The organism is Candidatus Sodalis endolongispinus, from assembly GCF_018777395.1.
GTDB lineage: Bacteria > Pseudomonadota > Gammaproteobacteria > Enterobacterales > Enterobacteriaceae > Sodalis_B > Sodalis_B endolongispinus.
Genome location: NZ_JAFJYC010000001.1, coordinates 2,592,886 through 2,611,417 on the forward strand (window position 1 = coordinate 2,592,886; position 18,532 = coordinate 2,611,417).

7 protein-coding genes, 1 other RNA gene and 6 pseudogenes are annotated in these 18,532 nt (G+C 59.3%); 7 read left to right on the top strand and 7 right to left on the bottom strand.

Annotated elements, in window-relative coordinates:
* Nucleotides 1-31: 31 nt before the first annotated feature.
* Complete coding sequence (locus JZM24_RS12595) at nucleotides 32-922, bottom strand: LysR family transcriptional regulator (RefSeq protein ID WP_215669868.1); 891 nt, start codon at nucleotides 920-922, stop codon at nucleotides 32-34.
* A 109-nt stretch (nucleotides 923-1,031) separates the two neighbouring features.
* On the opposite strand from JZM24_RS12595, the pseudogene JZM24_RS12600 reads away from it, so the two are divergent.
* A pseudogene (locus JZM24_RS12600) lies at nucleotides 1,032-1,715 on the top strand (pirin family protein); the annotation flags it as partial.
* Between the two features lie 89 nt (nucleotides 1,716-1,804).
* Here the strand turns inward: JZM24_RS12600 and rnpB are convergent.
* Both rnpB and rsmI read right to left on the bottom strand, forming a co-directional pair.
* An RNA gene (gene rnpB, locus JZM24_RS12605) (RNase P RNA component class A) lies at nucleotides 1,805-2,183 on the bottom strand.
* Nucleotides 2,184-2,256: 73 nt separating this feature from the next.
* A pseudogene (gene rsmI, locus JZM24_RS12610) lies at nucleotides 2,257-3,123 on the bottom strand (16S rRNA (cytidine(1402)-2'-O)-methyltransferase).
* Between the two features lie 62 nt (nucleotides 3,124-3,185).
* Here rsmI and JZM24_RS12615 point away from each other — a divergent pair.
* From JZM24_RS12615 to dolP, 4 genes and pseudogenes are all read left to right on the top strand, one after another.
* On the top strand, nucleotides 3,186-5,318 hold the full coding sequence (locus tag JZM24_RS12615) for a penicillin-binding protein activator (RefSeq protein WP_215669870.1): 2,133 nt from the start codon (nucleotides 3,186-3,188) through the stop codon (nucleotides 5,316-5,318).
* Between the two features lie 15 nt (nucleotides 5,319-5,333).
* A pseudogene (locus JZM24_RS12620) lies at nucleotides 5,334-5,629 on the top strand (YraN family protein).
* A 39-nt stretch (nucleotides 5,630-5,668) separates the two neighbouring features.
* A complete protein-coding gene (diaA, locus tag JZM24_RS12625; RefSeq protein WP_215669871.1) occupies nucleotides 5,669-6,259 on the top strand; it encodes a DnaA initiator-associating protein DiaA in 591 nt (196 codons plus the stop codon).
* Between the two features lie 9 nt (nucleotides 6,260-6,268).
* Entirely contained in the window at nucleotides 6,269-6,844 is a 576-nt protein-coding gene (gene dolP, locus JZM24_RS12630) for a division/outer membrane stress-associated lipid-binding lipoprotein (protein ID WP_215669872.1), read from the top strand.
* A 7-nt stretch (nucleotides 6,845-6,851) separates the two neighbouring features.
* On the opposite strand, the gene mtgA is transcribed toward dolP, so the two are convergent.
* The 4 genes and pseudogenes from mtgA to mnmL form a co-directional block, all read right to left on the bottom strand.
* Nucleotides 6,852-7,583 (bottom strand): monofunctional biosynthetic peptidoglycan transglycosylase, encoded by a 732-nt coding sequence (mtgA, locus tag JZM24_RS12635; RefSeq protein ID WP_215669873.1) that lies wholly within the window; start codon nucleotides 7,581-7,583, stop codon nucleotides 6,852-6,854.
* A complete protein-coding gene (elbB, locus tag JZM24_RS12640; RefSeq protein ID WP_215669874.1) occupies nucleotides 7,580-8,233 on the bottom strand; it encodes an isoprenoid biosynthesis glyoxalase ElbB in 654 nt (217 codons plus the stop codon). The genes mtgA and elbB overlap by 4 nt, the downstream gene beginning before the upstream one ends.
* A 232-nt stretch (nucleotides 8,234-8,465) precedes the next feature.
* Nucleotides 8,466-10,808 carry an aerobic respiration two-component sensor histidine kinase ArcB gene (gene arcB, locus JZM24_RS12645; protein ID WP_246580049.1) on the bottom strand — a complete coding sequence of 781 codons (2,343 nt, stop codon included), beginning with the start codon at nucleotides 10,806-10,808 and terminating at the stop codon, nucleotides 8,466-8,468.
* A 141-nt stretch (nucleotides 10,809-10,949) separates the two neighbouring features.
* A pseudogene (gene mnmL / locus JZM24_RS19755) lies at nucleotides 10,950-11,834 on the bottom strand (tRNA modification radical SAM protein MnmL/YtqA); the annotation flags it as partial.
* A gap of 691 nt (nucleotides 11,835-12,525) precedes the next feature.
* On the opposite strand from mnmL, the pseudogene gltB reads away from it, so the two are divergent.
* Nucleotides 12,526-16,930: pseudogene (gene gltB, locus JZM24_RS12650) on the top strand (glutamate synthase large subunit).
* A gap of 10 nt (nucleotides 16,931-16,940) precedes the next feature.
* A pseudogene (locus tag JZM24_RS12655) lies at nucleotides 16,941-18,345 on the top strand (glutamate synthase small subunit GltD family protein); the annotation flags it as partial.
* Nucleotides 18,346-18,532: the final 187 nt, after the last annotated feature.

Sequence of the window (18,532 nt, forward strand, 5' to 3'; positions counted from 1 at the left end):
TCCCCTGCCGCCGAGGACGGTCGTGGGGGGTTTAGTTAAACAATTTGGGAATTTCACGCAGAAACCAGGATTTGTCTTCACCCATGCTGTCGCGGCGCCAGGCCATAATAATATCGCTCCCGGCGCTGTACTCCGGGCTAACGACCCTTAAACGCCCGGCGGCGATATCCGCCTCCACCAGCGGATAAGGCATGGTCGCCACCCCCAGCCCGGCGAGCAGCGCCTTGTGTTTATCCGCCATAGTACTCACCGTCAGGCGCTGCTGTTTATCCAGTAGCTGCACCGTCAGCACCGGCCGCTCGCGGGCGGTATCGGCGATGGCGATGCCGCGATATTTGACGCGGGTAACCTCGGACAGCGGCTCAGGCTCCTGATGGATCGGATGGTCGGGGCTGGCGACGTAAACGTTAAGCAAGCGGTACAGTTTGCGGCTGTTGATTTCCGACGACGCGCGGAAGTGAAGATCCGGGGCAATGACGATATCGGCCCGCCCTTGTTCCAGCCGCTCCCAGGCGCCGGCCAGCACTTCATTGATAATGGACACCTGGGTATTGGCCTTACGCGCCAGCTTATCGATCAACGGAAACAATTTCTCGGCGGGGACCAAGGCTTCGGTCACCAGCGTCAGGTGGGTTTCCCAGCCGCGCGCCAGCGCTTCGGCATCGGTGGTGAGCTTGTCGGCCGCCTCCAGCAACACCCGTCCGCGCTCCAGCAACATGCGGCCGACATTGGTGAACTTGGTACGGTGGCCGGACCGGTCGAACAGCACCACATCCAGCTCCTCCTCCAACTTCTGCATTGTGTAGCTCAACGCCGAAGGAACACGCCCCAGCTCGTCAGCGGCGGCGGCAAAGCTGCCTCGGCGGTCGATAGCGTCCATCACCCGCAAGGCTTCCAGCGTTAATGCCCGGTCTTTGGCCATCGGTTGTTCTCATTCAGGATTTTTGAATATAGCGTCCAGATTAACTTGCTAACAATCCGCCGTCCAGCCGCTTACACTTTAGCCAGACCCCGCGAAAACAGATTACGCCATGATTACTTGCAGAACAGCCCAACAATGCGGCCAGGCGGACTTCGGTTGGTTACAGGCACGCTATACCTTTTCCTTTGGCCATTATTTCGACCCGGCCTTTATGCATTACGCCTCGCTGCGGGCGCTGAATCAGGAAGTGCTGGCGGGCGGCGCCGCCTTTCAGTCGCGAACCTACCCGCCGGTCGATGTACTGAATATCATCTTGCGCGGCGAAGCAGAATACCGCGATAGCAATGGCAACGCCGTCCGGGTGGCGGCCGGCGAGGCGCTGATGCTGGCCGCCCGCCCCAGCGTAAGCTACAGCGAGCACAATGTCGGTACCGTGGCACTGACCCGAATGCAGCTATGGCTCGACGCCTGCCCCACGCGGGACAACCCCGCGGTACAATCTCTTACGTTGCCCGCTGCCGCCCACGTCTTGCTGGCCTCGCCGCAGGGCGAGCAGGGCATCCTACAGCTGCGCCAGCAGGCGTGGGTACACCAGGTGACGCTGGCGGCGGGAGAAAGCCTGACGGTGCCGCTCAACGGCCGGCGTGCTTATTTGCAATCGGTCTACGGTCAGGGGGAGATTGGCGGGCCGCGGCGCGCGCGCGGGCTTCTTGCCTGCGGCGACGGCGCCTTTGTCTATGATGAACAACCGCTTACGCTGCGGGCCGCCGCACCGCTGCGGGCGCTATTGATTTGGCCGGCGGCGACCGCCCGACAGTCTAAGCCGGCGTACGCCAACGGCAAAAAAAACCCGCGCCAGGATAAGGCGCGGGGTTAACGCAAGAGGGGAGTTGACCGTTAAGCCGGGTTCTGTCGTGGACAGTCATTCATCTAGGCCAGCGCTCACGCGCTGGCTCAAGCAGCCTACCCGGGTTCAGTACGGGCCGTACCATGTGAACCCCTATTTGGCCTTGCTCCGGGTGGAGTTTACCGTGCCGCGAACTGTTACCAGCCGCGCGGTGCGCTCTTACCGCACCCTTTCACCCTTACCTGATCCCGTTTGCGCGGGCCATCGGAGGTTTGCTCTCTGTTGCACTTGTCGTGGGTTTGCACCCCCCAGGCGTTACCTGGCACCCTGCCCTGTGGAGCCCGGACTTTCCTCCCCTCCCCCTGTTTCCCCTTGCGGGGACGACGGTGAAGCGGCGACTGTCTGGTCAACTCCGGGGCGCAGTATAGGGACTTTCCCGGCGCTTGTCATCTGCGATATACGGTGCCGGCAACAGGTCAGCGCCGCATTACGCTTTTTGCTGCCGCTCAAGGCCATGGCGATACAGCGCGTTCTTTTTCACGCCGTGGATCTCCGACGCCAGCGCCGCGGCTTTTTTCAGCGGCAATTCGGCCAGCAATAGTGCTAAGGTGCGCAGGGCCTCCGTCGGCAGCACGTCGGCCGGCGCGTGATAGCCTTCGACGATAAGCACCATCTCGCCGCGGCGACGCATCTCATCCTCCTGCACCCAGGCCAAAAGCTCAGCGACCGGCGCGCCATACAGCGTCTCCCAGGTTTTGGTCAGCTACCGCGCCAGTACCACATAGCGCAGCGGCCCCCAGGCGGTCACCATATCTTCCAGGCTCTCCAGCAGCCGGTGGGTGGACTCGTAAAAAATCAGCGTACGCGGCTCCTGCGTCAGCGCCCGCAGAGAATCGAGACGCCATTTGCGCTTCGCCGGCAGGAAACCTTCATAGCAAAAACGGTCTGACGGCAGCCCGGCGGCCGACAGCGCGGTGATGGCCGCACAGGCGCCCGGCAACGGCACCACGCGGATACCGGCCTCGCGGCAGCGGCGCACCAGATGGTATCCCGGGTCGTTGATAAGCGGCGTGCCGGCGTCACTCACCAGCGCTATACTCTGCCCGTCTTGCAGCTTCGCCAGTAAAATGTCCGCTTTTTGCTGTTCGTTATGGTCGTGCAACGCGAACAGCCGCGCATTTATGGCAAAATGTTGTAACAATAGACCGGTATGACGGGTATCCTCAGCGGCAATAAGATCAACGCCCTGCAGGACAGACAGCGCCCGCCGGGTGATGTCCTCCAGATTACCAATGGGAGTCGGTACCACATAAAGCGTTGATGCGGAAATATCCGCTTGTTGGTGTTGATTCATTGTTTCATCCGGATTGCCGATTTAATATTGAGCATCTTGAAAAAAACATCACTGGATACAGTATGCTTTCCTCTTATGTATTGGGTTTCAAAACAGGACGTCTTCTTCCCGTCGTGCTGGCCTCGTTGATACTGGCCGCCTGTACCGCCCAGGGTCCGGAAAGCCAGACCGGCCGCGCGGCCATCCCGGCCAACGCCAATGCCGACTATTATTTGCAGCAGATGCAGCAAAGTAACAATGATACCAAGACCGACTACCAATTACTCGCCATTCGCGCGCTGATCAAAGAAGGGCGCCTGCCGCAGGCGCAGCAGCAGCTCGCCGCCCTGCCGCCCCAGCTTGATGCGGCGCGCCAGCGTGAACGCCTGCTGCTGAGCGCGGAATTCGCGCTGGCCTCCCATCAGCCGCAAAGCGCCGCCGCTGCCCTGCAGCAAATTGACATCGCCTCCCTCGACGCGCCGCAGCGTCTGCGCTTTGCCCAGGCGATGATCGCTGCCGGCCAGAGCCGGCCTTCGCTGGATCTGGTGCGCGCCTATATCGCCCAAGCACCGTTGTTGTCCGATCCGGCGGCGCGCCAGCAAAATATCGATAAAACCTGGCAAACGCTGGTGTCGCTCCCGTCTCCGCAGAGCAATCTGGTGATTAATGCCGATGAGAACGTATTGCAGGGCTGGCTGGATCTGCTGCGCGTATACCAGGACAATCGCCAGGATCCCACGCTGCTGCAGGCGGCCATCAAAGACTGGCAGACCCGCTATCCGCAAAACCCGGCGGCGAAAACGCTGCCCACACCGCTCAGTCAGGTGCAAAACTATGCCTCGTCCTCGGTGGGGGGCATTGCTTTGCTGTTGCCGCTGAACGGCCAGGCGCAGGTCTTCTCCAACGCAATTCAGCAAGGGTTCTCGGCGGCGAAAAACGGCCTGACGACGCAACAAAGCGCGCCGGAACAGGACCCGAGCGCCGCGGGCCAGTCCGCCGATGGCGTTACTCAAAACGACGGGACGGCGGGGACAGCGCCAGCCGGCGGCAGCGCCAATCAGGACGGACCGGTGACCGCTCCCGGCACCGGTCCTGACCCCGCTGCATCGGGCGCCGACGGGCAGGCCTCCGCCGCCGGCACTACACCGCAGGCGACGACCCTTAGCGGGCAAAGCACCGGCGGACCGTCGACGGCAACCCCCGCCGCCAGCGGCGTGCAGGTGAAAGTTTATGATACGTCTAGTCAGCCGCTGCCGGCGCTTCTGGCGCAGGCGCAGCGCGAGGGCGCCAGCATGATAATCGGTCCGCTGCTGAAAAACGATGTGGAGCGGCTGTATAACGATAACCCCGGCGCCGCATCCGCCGGCACGCTGAACATCCTGGCGCTCAACCAGCCGGAGCACCTACAGTCGCGGCCTAACATCTGCTATTTTGCCCTGTCTCCGGAAGATGAGGCGCGCGATGCGGCCAATCATATCCACCAGCAAGGCCGTCAGCAGCCGCTGTTGCTGTTGCCGCGCGGCGCCTTGGGCGATAGGGTGGCGAAAGCGTTTTCCGACGCCTGGCATCAGGCTGGCGGCGCCACAGTGCTGGAACAGCGCTTCGGCTCCTCCGCCGAGCTGAAACAGAACATCAATAGCGGCGCCGGCATCCAGCTGACCGGCACGCCGGTAGCCGCGAGCGAAGCCCCGGCCAATGCGGCGGTGACCATTGCCGGCCTGACCATCCCCGCGCCGCAGGATAATGGCGCGGTTTCGCCGTCCGGCAGCGCCGGCGGCAGTATTGACGCGGTTTATATCATTGCCACCCATGACGAACTGGCGCTGATTAAGCCGATGATCGATATGCGCGTCAGCTCGCGCGCCCGGCTGGCGCTGTATGGCAGTTCGCGCAGCTATCAGGCCGATGCCGGTCCCGATTACCGGCTGGAGATGGAGGGGCTGGAATTCAGCGATATTCCGCTGCTGACCGGTGCCAATCCAGCGCTGCTGTCGCAGATAAGCGCTCAGTTCCACGGCGATTATTCGCTGGTGCGGCTGTACGCCATGGGCATGGATGCCTGGACGCTGGCTAATCACTTCAGCGAAATGCGGCAAATTCCGGGCTTCCAGGTCGCCGGCGAAACCGGCACGCTGTCGGCAACACCGGATTGCGTGATCAACAGGACGTTGTCATGGCTGAAATACCAACGGGGCCAGCCGATAGCGGCGCAGTAAGCGGCCGCTCACGGGGTGCGCGGGCGGCGCCGCCGCCTTGAGCAGGCCGGCCTGCGCTTTGTCGCCGCCAATATGCATATCCGCGGCGGCGAGATTGACTTAATCATGCGGGATCGCTTTACCTGGGTGTTCGTCGAAGTGCGCTACCGTCGCAGCGACAGCTATGGCACCGCCGCCGAAAGCGTCACGCCGCGCAAGTCTGGCTGGCGCAGCGCGACGCCAGTTTCGACACCGCCGCTTGTCGTTTCGATATTATCGCCATTACCGGAAGCCGGGTAGAATGGCTGAAAGACGCCTTCGGCGCACCGTAATGACGTCCATTCATTTTTTGACTTATCAGGTTGTTAAACGTGCTGGAAAGAATAAAAGGCTGTTTTACCGAGAGTATTCAAACGCAGATTGCGGCGGCGGAGGCCCTGCCGGACGCCATCGCCCATGCCGCCAACGTGCTGGCGCAGGCGCTGCTCGACGATAAAAAAATCTTATGCTGCGGCAACGGCACCTCCGCCGCTAACGCGCAGCACTTCGCCGCCTGCATGCTGAATCGCTTTGAAGCCGAGCGCCCGAGCCTGCCGGCAATGGCGCTGAATGCGGATACCGTCGTCTTGACCGCCATCGCCAACGATCGCCAGCATGACGAAATCTACGCCAAGCAGGTGCACGCGCTCGGGCAGGTCGGCGATATTCTGCTGGCGATCTCCACCCGCGGCAACAGCCGTGATATCGTGAAAGCCGTCGAGGCAGCCGTTACGCGGGATATGAAAATTATTGCCCTGACGGGTTACGACGGCGGCGAATTGGCTGGCCTTCTGGGTCAACAGGACGTAGAAATCCGCATCCCGTCCCATCGCAGCGCGCGGATCCAGGAGATGCATATGCTCAGCGTGAACTGTTTGTGTGATTTGATAGATAATAAGCTGTTTCCCCACCTGGACGATTAAGGAGCCCAGATGAAGGTACATACGCCATTAGTATTGCTGTGCACCGCCCTGATGCTGCAAGGATGCGTCGGCGCGGTGGTGGTTGGCACCGCCGCGGTCGCCACCAAAACCGCCACCGATCCCCGCACCGTCGGCACGCAGGTCGATGACGGCACCCTTGAGGCGCGGGTCGCCAATGCGCTGGCCAAAGATCAACAACTGAAAAAAGACGCGCGCATCGTCAATACGGCTTATCAGGGCAAGGTCCTGCTGACCGGCCAGGCACCGACCCCTGAGCTTGCCGAGCGTGCCAAGCAGATTGCGTTGGGGGTCGACGGCGCAACCGAGGTGTATAACGAAATTCGCCAGGGGCAGCCGGTGTCGTTTGGACGCGCGTCCATGGATACCTGGATCACCACCAAGATCCGTTCACAGCTGCTGGCCAGCGACGCGGTCAAATCGTCCAACGTGAAGGTGACTACCGAGAACGGCGAAGTCTTCCTGTTGGGGCTTGTGACCAACGCTGAAGGCAAAGCCGCGGCCGAAGTCGCCAGTAAGGTAAACGGCGTGAAACACGTCACCACCGCCTTTACCTACTTGCAGTAACCACGGTTTAGCGCAGGCCCGCCTGCACCAGATAGGCATCGCCGCCCATTTGCCGCATCTGGCGCAAGATCCAGCGCTGCCGCTGGCGGACATAGGCGCTGGGCGCGTCGGCGCGCAAACTCAGCGGGTTGGGTAACACCGCCGCCAGCAGGGCCGCCTCTTCGGCGGTCAGCCGGCTGGCAGGTTTAAGAAAAAACCGCTGTGCCGCCGCCTCCACGCCAAAAATCCTCTCGCCGAATTCCGCGATATTCAAATACACGGTCAGAATGCGTCGCTTGGTCAATACCCCCTCAATCCCGAGCGTCAGTCCGGTTTCCAGACCTTTTCGCAGCCAGCTGCGCCCGCCCCACAGCAGCAGGTTCTTCGCCGTCTGCTGTGACAGGGTTGACGCCTCGCGGACATGCCGGCTACGGGCATTGTGATTAAGCGCATCGCGGATAGCGGTGATATCAAATCCACAGTGGCGGGAGAATTTCTGGTCTTCGGCCGCCATCACCGCTAACGCCATCGGCGGCGCAATCGCCCGCATCGGCACCCAGCGCGAGTGGGCGACATAGTGAAAATCGCCTCTCAACCAATGGTCTATCTGCCGTTCCGCCATGACGGCGGTGAACGGCACCGGTACGAAAGCAAACAGCACTATCGCCAGCAGCCACAGCGCCATTAGGGCCAGGCAGCCCCTCATCAGCCAGCGACAAAGGCGCCGCAGCAGGAACGGATCGCCGCTACCACGCTTCATGGGATAAATTCCAGCACGCGCGCCACCAGCTTATCGATCCCCTTGGCCACTTCGGCGATGGAGGTCTCCTGCATATAGGCCGGCGTCGTGATGATATTGTTATCGCCATCGATAACAATGTCGTCCACCGGGCAAGTGACATGGATGGCCCCCATGGCGTCCACCATTTCGGCGGCGTTGACATCGGTGCCCAGCGTTAACCGTAACGGAACAGCGAGTATTTTGGGCAAGAGCGCCGGCGCGATACAGATAAAACCCAGGGGCTTACGCTGCAGATGCAGTGCCTGCACCAGGCGCGCTAGCTCGGCATCAACCTCACAATCAGCGCCCGTTTGTGCCAGATTGCTGAGATTTTTTGCCACACCATAGCCGCCGGGGACGATGAGCGCATCAAGATCATCGGCATTGGCTACCGATAACGGCTGAATTTGGCCGCGGGCGATCCGCGCCGCCTCCACCAGCACATTGCGCCGTTCATCGGTCTGCTCGCCGCTTAAATGGTTGACTACCTGCAACTGCGGTATATCGGGCGCAAAACAGACCGCATCGGCCCCCGCGCGATCGATGGCCAGCAGCGTCAGCACCGCCTCCTGGATTTCACTGCCGTCATTGACGCCGCAGCCGCTCAACACGATACCGATCCGTTTCATTGGCTACATTCCTTCTGTCTGGTAGGTGAACTTGTTATTTCCATTGACAAAATCTGTACTACATCCCAAATTTTAATGGATCTTGTAACATTATTCTGTTGTTTTGCTATGGTTTATTCATAAATGTTGGTGACGTTTTTTCCCCGTCCCTCGACCGCCGTTAAGCCATGACGACGGTATACAGTTTCCCTGGTGTTGGCGCAATCTTCGCGCACCCCGGCATAAGTCGGGGTCATTTTTTTTCTACCTGCTGAACCCAATCACGCAACGTTTGCACATCGTGACGCCATTCCTGCTTCAACTCGTCAATCCACTCCTGGACGTTATCCCACCAGTCCGGCAGCTCTGGGCTTTGGATCTGCTGCGCCAGCTGCTGCAAATGGCGTAAGCCCACCGATCCTGCCGCGCCCTTGATCTTATGCCCCTCTTCCGCAATACCCTGCCGATCGCGGGCGGTCATGTTGGAGTCAAGGATCGCCAGATAGCCGGGCATCATTTTTTCAAACATCGCCAGACTTTGATGAATCAACGACGGCCCCACCAGTTCCATGTACTGCTCCAGCATGGCGGTGTCCAATACCTGCCGACTTTTGTCCACTGCGGTTTGCACGGTCGTCGCCTCGGTGCCGGCGCTGTCGGCATGATCCCAGAACGTCTTTATCACTTGGGTGAGCGCCGCTACCTCCAGGGGTTTACTCAGCACATCATCCATGCCGGACGCCAGATATTCCCGTTTATCCTTCAATACATTGGCGGTCAGGGCGATGAGCGGCGGCATCTGCCGTCCCTGATAGCGGCTTTTCAGCTGGCTGGCGATATCCAGGCCGGTCATATCCGGCAATTGGATATCCAACAGCACCAGGTCGAACTCGTCGGGATCGAACATCGCCAGCGCGTCCTTACCGGTCATCGCGACCTCCACGCTGCTGCCGAGCTTTTCTAACACCGAACGGGCCACCAGCACGTTAAGTTCTATATCTTCCATTAGCAACACGTTCAGCGCCGGCAGCGGCATCTCTTCTTCGTCCTCGGAAGGTTCCTGCTCGTGCGCCACTTCCGGCGCCACAATTGATAACGAGAAGCAGGAGCCTTGGCCGGGAAGGCTGCTGACGGTGATATCGCCGCCCATGGCCTGCGCCAGCCGCTTGGACACCGCCAGTCCGATCCCGGTACCGGTCGCCGGTTTGCCGCCGTGCTGCCCTTTCACCTGATAGTACATGGCGAAGATTTTCTCTTGCTCCTCTTCGGGAATACCGATGCCGGAATCCTGTACGTCAAAGCATAAACGGTCCGGTTGTTCACGCCAGATGCGGATGACAATCTCGCCCTGACGGGTGAATTTCACGGCATTGCCGATAAGGTTCCACAAGATTTGCCGCAGGCGGGTGCCATCGGCAATGATACTGCGGGGTAGCGGCTGGCGCGGCGCCATCACCAGCTTCAACCCCTTCGGTTGCACCAGCAGGCCGGACAGGTTTTCAAGATCCATCAAGAAGTCGGTGAAATCCAACGGCTGATTATCCAGCCTGACCTTACGGCGCTCCAGCTTATCCATTTCGATAATGTCGTTGAAGATATAGCCCAGGGTCACCGCGCTGACATGAATGGTTTTCAGATAGTTGTGTTGCTCTTGCGTCAATCGGTTATCCAGCAAAATACGGCTTAAGCCCACGATGCCGTTAAGCGGCGTACGCAGCTCGTGGCTGATGGTAGAGATAAAGGTGGTTTTCTCCCTGCTGGCGCTTTCCAACGCGTCCTGATATCGCTTACGCTCGGTTATATCGCGGCCAAAGCCCATCAGGCCATGGCGCTTGCCGATGCGATCGTAAAACGGCACTTTACGCAGCTCAAAACAGGCTTTGCGACCATCGGGGTATTCCAGCCATTGCTCATAGGTGAGCGAGACGTTATGGCGAAACACCTTTTCATCGGTTTCGATTACCTTTTCGGCAATCTCCGGGGAGTACACATCGCGCGGCGTCAGCCCCACCAGCTGTTTTTCACTTTTGCCGGTCAGCAACTCAGTGGCACGGTTGCAGCCGGAAAACTCCTTGTTTTCATTACGGTAATACACCAAATCTGGCGACGAATCGAGGAAGGAGCGCAGCAGCGATGATTGTTGCTCAAGTTCAATTTGCGCCTGTTCCCGCCGCGCCATTTCCTCGGTCAATTTTTCCATCGCCCGGCGCCGCGCTTCTTCGGCATTTTCACGATCTGCCATCTCCTGGTTGAGCTGGGCGATGTTGTTTTGCAGTTGGGCATTAAGCTGTAAATCTCGGTTCCGCATTTCCTCAAGCTTATCAACCAGACGCGACAACCGCTGGCGTGACGCTTCAAGCTGTTCCACCACCACCGACAGGAAATAGACCGCCCACGGGGTGATTAACAGGCCAAAGAAGATTGAGCGTACAACATCGATATTCTCCACTTCGCCTCTGAGCACCATGGTGACCGCCATCTGCACAATCATCGCCAGTACCACAATCGCGGAAGCCAGCAGCAGCGAGAAGCGCACCAGACCGAGCTTCACCATCAGGTCGACGTAGTATTGGGCCAGCAGGCGAATTTGCTTCATAAGAGATTCCTTTAAGGACAATAGTTGAATCATACCGTAAATATTTCCCACTGAACCAGTCCGCGTGCGCCGCTGCCGTAGGTGGCGCAACCGCCTGCGGCAGCCGGGAGCCGCCAGGGTCTGCCGAGGGCGGCTCCCCTGCGGTCCCTCTTGCTGCAGGTAGTGGTAGACGGCCAGCATGCCATGCCATCGGTTCTCGCACCACTGTGGCGCAAGCAGCACGGGACGGCGGGCATTAGCGGACACCCGATGGAAAATGATGTCGGGCGGCGTATGGCGGATCATTTCGCCGGCGATGTCGGCATAGGCATCCAGCGTCAGCGTCGTCAGCCGGCCCGCCCGCCATGCGCGCGCCAGTATGCTGCCCTCAACAATATGCAGCGGATGCAATTTCAGGCCCGTCACGCCCTCCGCCACGACCTTATTGAGGGTGTCGAGGCACGCCGTCGCGTCTTCGCCGGGCAAACCGACAATAAGGTGCGTGCAGACTTTCAGCCCACGCGCCTGCGCCTGCGCGACGGTGCGTTGATAACAGGCATAATCATGACCACGATTGATGCGCCGCAGGGTTTTATCCTGTGCGCTTTGTAATCCCAGCTCCAGCCAGATTTCATAACCCCTATCGCGGTAACCGGCCAGAAGATCCAGCACTGAGGCAGGCACGCAGTCCGGTCGGGTCCAGACGCATAAGCCGGCAATTTGTGTCTGACCGAGCGCCTGTCGATACAGACGGTCCAATACCTGCACTTCTGCATAAGTACTGGTATAGGCCTGGAAGTAAGCCAGATAGCGTTTGGCGCGATCGACCCCTGCAATCTGGCCGGCAAGCTGTTCGGCAACGGGATAATCCTGCCTGGTGGGATCGCTGAACGCCGCGACATTACAAAAAGTACAGCCCCCGCGTCCCCGCGTGCCGTCGCGGTTAGGGCAGCTAAACCCGCCGTGCAGGATGAGTTTATGGACCTTCTCGCCGTAGCGGCGCTGAAGATCGTTGCCAAACATATTGACTAATTGGTGTAACTGCATAGTCTAGGGATCCGGTGTGTCCATCGCCCCGCAGCTTACGCTTTTTCCCATCGCCAAAGGCTGACCGGGATCAATTACCCTGCCCGACCCACAACATCGGCATAATTATGCATTGCAATCGAGAATTAAATCACTTTACCCTGGATTAATAATTCTTATTCCACCTCCATGATCCATTCAAAAGCGCACTAATCCTGTAATACAGTGCCATGCATCGGAAAAAATCTCACAGCAGAATATCATGCTGAAAAAACACCGATCACTAGCATGGTGCATAGATGACGACGCTGCACTATAGTGAGACATTGCATCACTCAACCCCCCTTACACCCCCCTGAAATAGGAGTGAAAATCACACTTTATTATTATCTATCAAATAGTTAATCCATAAATTTCCCTTATCACCGCCCTTTACATGGATATTTGACCTGCGTGGTGATTATCGTTAGTTTGGAGGGCCGCTGGAAGAAATCCTGACGGGGCAACGACTCGTCATATTTATGCAGTTATTGAAGACTCCTCCTTAATACTAGTCGTTTATCAGTGTCTGACCGCCACGAGAGGTATTGATTGAGAGCGGTACAGCAGAGCGCAGAGATGGTTTCATCCTGCCATCCGCTGCCGTTCCATACCGATTCGCCTCCTCGCAGCAGGTTGTGTGAGTTAGCTGGAGCCTGTGGAGGTTCACGATATGTTGTACGATAATACGCACGAGAAGGACAACTGTGGCTTCGGCCTGATTGCCCACATAGAGGGCGAGCCCAGCCATAAAGTCGTACGCACCGCCATTCATGCGCTGGCCCGCATGCAGCATCGTGGCGCGATCCTGGCCGACGGTAAGACCGGCGACGTCTGCGGGTTATTATTGCAAAAACCCGATCGCTTCTATCGTATGGTGGCGCAGGGGCGCGGCTGGCGGCTGGCGAAAAATTACGCCGTTGGCATGATGTTCTTGAGTCAGGACCAAGAAGAAGCCCGCGCCAGCCGCCGCATCGTCGAAGAAGATATGCAAAACGAGACCCTGTCCATCGCCGGCTGGCGTGAAGTCCCCATTAATGCCGACGTGCTGGGCGATATCGCGCTGTCTTCGCTGCCGCGCATCGAACAAATTTTTGTCAACGCCCCGGCCGGCTGGCGTCCGCGCGATATGGAACGTCGCCTGTATGTGGCGCGCCTCCGTATTGAAAAGCGCGTCACCGACGACAGCTTCTATGTTTGCAGCCTGTCCAATCTGGTGACCGTCTATAAAGGCCTATGCATGCCGTCAGACCTGCCGCGCTTTTACCTGGATTTGGCGGATTTACGTCTGGAATCGGCCATTTGCCTGTTCCACCAGCGCTTTTCGACCAATACCGTCCCGCGCTGGCCGCTGGCCCAGCCGTTCCGCTATCTGGCCCATAACGGCGAAATCAATACCATTACCGGTAACCGGCAATGGGCGCGCGCTCGCGCCTACAAACTGAAAACGCCGTTGATCCCCGATTTGCAGGACGCCGCGCCGTTTGTCAATGAAACCGGCTCGGATTCCAGTTCGCTGGATAATATGCTGGAGCTGTTTTTAAGCGGCGGGATGGATCTCATCCGCGCCATGCGCCTGCTGGTGCCGCCCGCCTGGCAGAACAACCCCAACATGGATCCGGAGCTGCGCGCTTTCTTCGATTTTAACTCGATGCACATGGAGCCCTGGGACGGTCCGGCCGGCCTGGTGATGTCCGACGGTCGCTTCGCCGCCTGTAACCTGGATCGCAACGGTCTGCGTCCGGCACGCTACGTCATTACCACGGATAAGCTTATCACCTGCGCCTCCGAAATAGGCATCTGTGATTACCAGCCGGACGAAGTGGTGGAAAAAGGCCGCGTCGGGCCCGGGGAATTGATGGTGATAGACACCACCAGCGGGCGCATTCTGCATTCGGCGGAAACCGATAACGATCTGAAAAGCCGCCACCCGTACAAAGAGTGGATGGAGCGCAATGTGCGCCGCCTGACGCCATTCGAGGATTTGCCGGACGATCAGGTCGGATTCCGTGCTCTGGATAATGATCTGCTTGGCAGCTACCAAAAACAGTTTGGCTATACCTTTGAAGAGCTCGACGCCATCGTCCGCGTGCTGGGGGAAAACGGTCAAGAAGCGACCGGTTCAATGGGCGACGATACACCGTTTGCCGTGCTCTCCAGCCGGCCGCGGGTCATCTATGACTATTTCCGCCAGCAGTTCGCCCAGGTGACCAACCCGCCTATCGATTCGCTGCGCGAGGCCCATGTGATGTCGTTGGCCACCTGTATCGGTCGTGAAATGAATGTCTTTAGCGAAGCGGAAGGCCAAGCGTACCGGCTGGCGTTCAAATCGCCGATATTACTGTATTCCGACTTTACCCAGCTCACCACCCAGGCCGGCGATCATTACCGCGCTAATAAACTGGATATCACCTTTGAATGGTGCGCCAGGGCACGGTGCTGCTGGTGTTGACCGACCGGGCTATCGCGCCGGGCCGCATACCGGTGCCGGCGCCGATGGCGGTGGGCGCCATCCATACCCGCCTGGTGGAAAAAAACCTGCGCTGCGATGCCAACCTGATCGTGGAAACCGCCAGCGCCCGCGATCCGCATCACTTTGCGGTGCTGCTGGGCTTTGGCGCCACCGCGATTTATCCGTTCCTGGCTTATGAAAGTCTGGCCGGCATGGTGGATAACGGCACCATCGATAAAGATTACCGCACGGTAATGCTGAACTTCCGCAACGGCATCAATAAGGGGCTGTACAAGATCATGTCCAAAATGGGCATTTCGACCGTCGCCTCATACCGTTGCTCAAAGCTGTTCGAGGCGGTCGGCCTGCATCGCGATCTGACCGATCTGTGCTTCCATGGCGTGGTCAGCCGCATCGGCGGCGCCAGCTTTAGCGATTTCGAGCCTGATTTACTGAACCTGTCAAAACGGGCCTGGCTGAAGCGCAAAGCGCTTGATCAGGGCGGGCTGCTTAAATATGTCCACGGCGGCGAGTACCACGCCTATAATCCCGATGTCGTGAACACCCTGCAACAGGCGGTGCGCAGCGGCGATAGGCGGGACTATCGCCAGTATGCCTGTCTGGTCAATCAGCGCCCGGTCGCGACGCTGCGGGATCTGCTGCAGTTAAAACCCAACGGCCAGGCGGTGGCGCTGGATCAGGTAGAGCCGGCGGAGCATCTGTATAAGCGATTCGATACCGCCGCCATGTCCATCGGCGCGCTCAGCCCGGAGGCCCATGAGTCGCTGGCCCAGGCGATGAACGGGATGGGCGGTTTCTCCAACTCCGGCGAGGGCGGTGAAGATCCGGCCCGTTACCGTACCGATAAAGTGTCGCGTATTAAACAGGTGGCGTCCGGCCGCTTCGGCGTGACGCCAGCTTATCTGGTCAATGCCGACGTCATTCAGATTAAGGTGGCGCAGGGCGCCAAGCCCGGCGAAGGGGGCCAGCTGCCGGGTGATAAAGTCACCCCCTATATCGCGCGCCTGCGTTATTCGGTGCCCGGCGTCACGCTGATTTCTCCGCCGCCGCACCACGATATCTACTCGATAGAAGATCTGGCACAGCTGATTTTCGATCTCAAACAGGTCAATGCCAAGGCGCTAATTTCGGTCAAGTTGGTGTCCGAACCCGGTGTCGGCACCATCGCCACCGGCGTGGCCAAAGCCTATGCGGATTTGATAACCATCGCCGGCTACGACGTCGGTACCGGCGCCAGCCCGCTCTCCTCGGTAAAATACACGCCGGCTCGCCCTGGGAATTGGGTCTTGTGGAAACCCAGCAAGCGCTGGTGGCTAACGGACTACGCCATAAAATCCGCCTGCAGGTGGACGGCGGCCTTAAAACCGGCCAGGACATCATCAAGGCGGCCATCCTCGGTGCCGAAAGTTTCGGCTTTGGCACCGGGCCGATGGTGGCGCTGGGCTGCAAATATTTGCGTATTTGCCACCTTAATAATTGCGCCACCGGGGTTGAGACCCAGGACGAAAAGCTGCGCCGCGATCATTACCACGGGCTGCCGGAACGCGTGACGAATTATTTCCACTTTATCGCGCAGGAAACCCGCGAACTCATGGCGGAGCTGGGCGTGACCCGTCTGGTTGATCTAATAGGCCGCACCGATCTGCTGTGCGAGCTCGATGGAATTACCGCCCGGCAGAATAAGCTGGATCTGGCGCCGCTGCTCGCCACCGCCACGCCGCACCCGGGCAAGGCGCTGTATTGCACCGAGGAGCGCAACCCGCCGTTTGATCCGGGCTCGATGAATAAAAGCTTGCTGCAGCAGGCGATGCCTTATGTCGACGCGCGCCAAAGCAAGACCTTTTACTTCGATATTCATAACACCGATCGTTCGGTAGGCGCGTCGCTGTCGGGCGCCATCGCCGATATCCACGGCGATCAGGGCCTGTCCGCGGATCCGATTAAAGCGCACCTTACCGGCACCGCCGGCCAAAGCTTCGGCGTTTGGAACGCCGGCGGCGTGGAGCTGACGCTGACCGGCGACGCCAACGATTACGTCGGTAAAGGCATGGCGGGCGGCAGCATCGTAGTGCGGCCGCCGGTCGGTTCGGCGTTTTTGAGTCACGAAGCGACGATCATTGGCAATACTTGCCTGTATGGCGCCACCGGCGGCAAGCTGTTTGCGGCGGGCCGGGCCGGTGAGCGTTTCGCGGTGCGTAACTCCGGCGCCATCACGGTGGTGGAAGGCGTGGGCGACAACGGCTGCGAGTACATGACCGGCGGCATTGTGTGCGTGCTAGGCCGTACCGGCGTCAACTTCGGCGCGGGCATGACCGGCGGTTTTGCTTACGTGCTTGATGAACATGGCGATTTCGGCAAACGTGTGAATTCGGAACTGGTGGAAGTGTTAGCCGTGGCGGATTTGGCCATTCACGAAGAGCACCTGCGCGGGTTGATTACCGAGCACGTTCATTTGACCGGCTCGCACCGCGGCGAGGAGCTGCTGGCCGATTGGCCGGCCTGGGCGGGTCGCTTCGCGCTGGTGAAACCAAAATCGAGCGATGTGAAAGCGTTGTTGGGCCACCGCAGCCGCTCCGCGGCAGAATTACGCGTGCAAGCGCAGTAAGAGGTTAATGATGAGTCAAAATGTCTATCAATTTATTGACCTGCAGCGTGTGGATCCGCCGAAAAAGCCGCTGAAGGTGCGTAAAATTGAATTTGTGGAAATCTACGAGCCGTTCTCCGACTCGCAATCCAAAGCGCAGGCGTACCGCTGTCTCTCCTGCGGCATCCCTTACTGTGAATGGAAATGTCCGGTACATAACTACATTCCCAATTGGCTGAAACTTGCCAACGAGGGACGGATTATCGAAGCGGCCGAACTGTCCCATCAGACCAACAGTCTGCCGGAAGTGTGCGGCCGGGTTTGCCCGCAGGATCGCCTGTGCGAGGGCTCCTGCACGCTGAACGATGAATTCGGCGCCGTCACCATCGGTAATATCGAGCGTTATATCAACGATAAAGCTATTGAAATGGGTTGGAAACCGAGCGTCGCCAACGTCGTTGCCACCGGCAAGCGGGTGGCGATTATCGGTGCCGGTCCGGCGGGGCTGGCCTGCGCTGACGTTCTGGCGCACAACGGCGTGCAAGCGGTCGTCTTTGACCGTTATCCGGAAATCGGCGGCCTACTGACTTTCGGTATCCCCGCCTTTAAGCTGGAGAAAGAGGTGATGATCAAGCGCCGCGAGATCTTCACCGAAATGGGCATCGAGTTCCGTCTGAATACCGAAATCGGTAGAGATGTGCAGCTCAGCGATTTACTGGGGGAATACGATGCGGTCTTCCTGGGCGTCGGCACCTATCACTCCATGCGCGGCGGGCTGGACAACGAGGACGCGCCCGGCGTATACGACGCCTTGCCGTTTCTGGTCACCAATACCCGCGAGCTGATGGGCTTTGGTAACCCCGACGATGCACCCTACGTCAACATGAGCGGCAAGCGCGTGGTGGTGCTGGGCGGCGGCGATACCGCGATGGACTGTGTTCGCACCTCGATTCGCCACGGCGCCAGCCGGGTTATCTGTGCCTATCGCCGCGACGAGGAAAATATGCCGGGCTCGCGCCGGGAAGTAAAGAACTCGCGCGAGGAAGGTGTGGAATTCATGTTCAATCTGCAGCCGGTAAGCATCGAAGTGGACGCCGATGGCCGGGTTTGCGGCGTGAAGATGGTGCGAACCGCCATGGGCGCGCCGGATGCCCATGGCCGGCGCCGCGCGGAAATCGTCGCCGGCTCCGAGCATATTGTTGATGCCGATGCGGTGGTCGTTGCCTTCGGGTTTCGCCCGCACGCGATGAGCTGGCTGGCCGATTTCATCGTCGAGATGGACAGTCGGCCGGATCATGGCGCCGGAAGACGGCGCGGCCGCCTTCCAGACCAGCAATCCAAAAATCTTCGCCGGCGGAGACGCGGTACTCGGCTCTGATCTGGTAGTCACCGCCATCGCTGAAGGGCGAAAAGCATCATGGATTATTTGGAAGTATAAACGCTTTCTTCTGCGTTGCGTCGAGAAAAAAGCCGCCCCGGCGATACCGGGTGCGGCTTTTGCATGTCTAGGGTACGACTCAGTCAGCGTTTCGTTTGCGGCGAGAAAAACCCCGACGATGCCCAATGCGGCTTTAGGTGTATGTGGTGCGGCTCGCACAGCGTTTCGTCTGCGGCGCAAAACGC

What these genes read in the sequence shown, in the direction of transcription:
- mtgA (WP_215669873.1), bottom strand. Translation starts at nt 7,583, where the DNA reads ATGAAGCGTGGTAGCGGCGATCCGTTCCTGCTGCGGCGCCTTTGTCGC.
- arcB (WP_246580049.1), bottom strand. Translation starts at nt 10,808, where the DNA reads ATGAAGCAAATTCGCCTGCTGGCCCAATACTACGTCGACCTGATGGTG.
- elbB (WP_215669874.1), bottom strand. Translation starts at nt 8,233, where the DNA reads ATGAAACGGATCGGTATCGTGTTGAGCGGCTGCGGCGTCAATGACGGC.
- JZM24_RS12615 (WP_215669870.1), top strand. Translation starts at nt 3,186, where the DNA reads ATGCTTTCCTCTTATGTATTGGGTTTCAAAACAGGACGTCTTCTTCCC.
- dolP (WP_215669872.1), top strand. Translation starts at nt 6,269, where the DNA reads ATGAAGGTACATACGCCATTAGTATTGCTGTGCACCGCCCTGATGCTG.
- JZM24_RS12595 (WP_215669868.1), bottom strand. Translation starts at nt 922, where the DNA reads ATGGCCAAAGACCGGGCATTAACGCTGGAAGCCTTGCGGGTGATGGAC.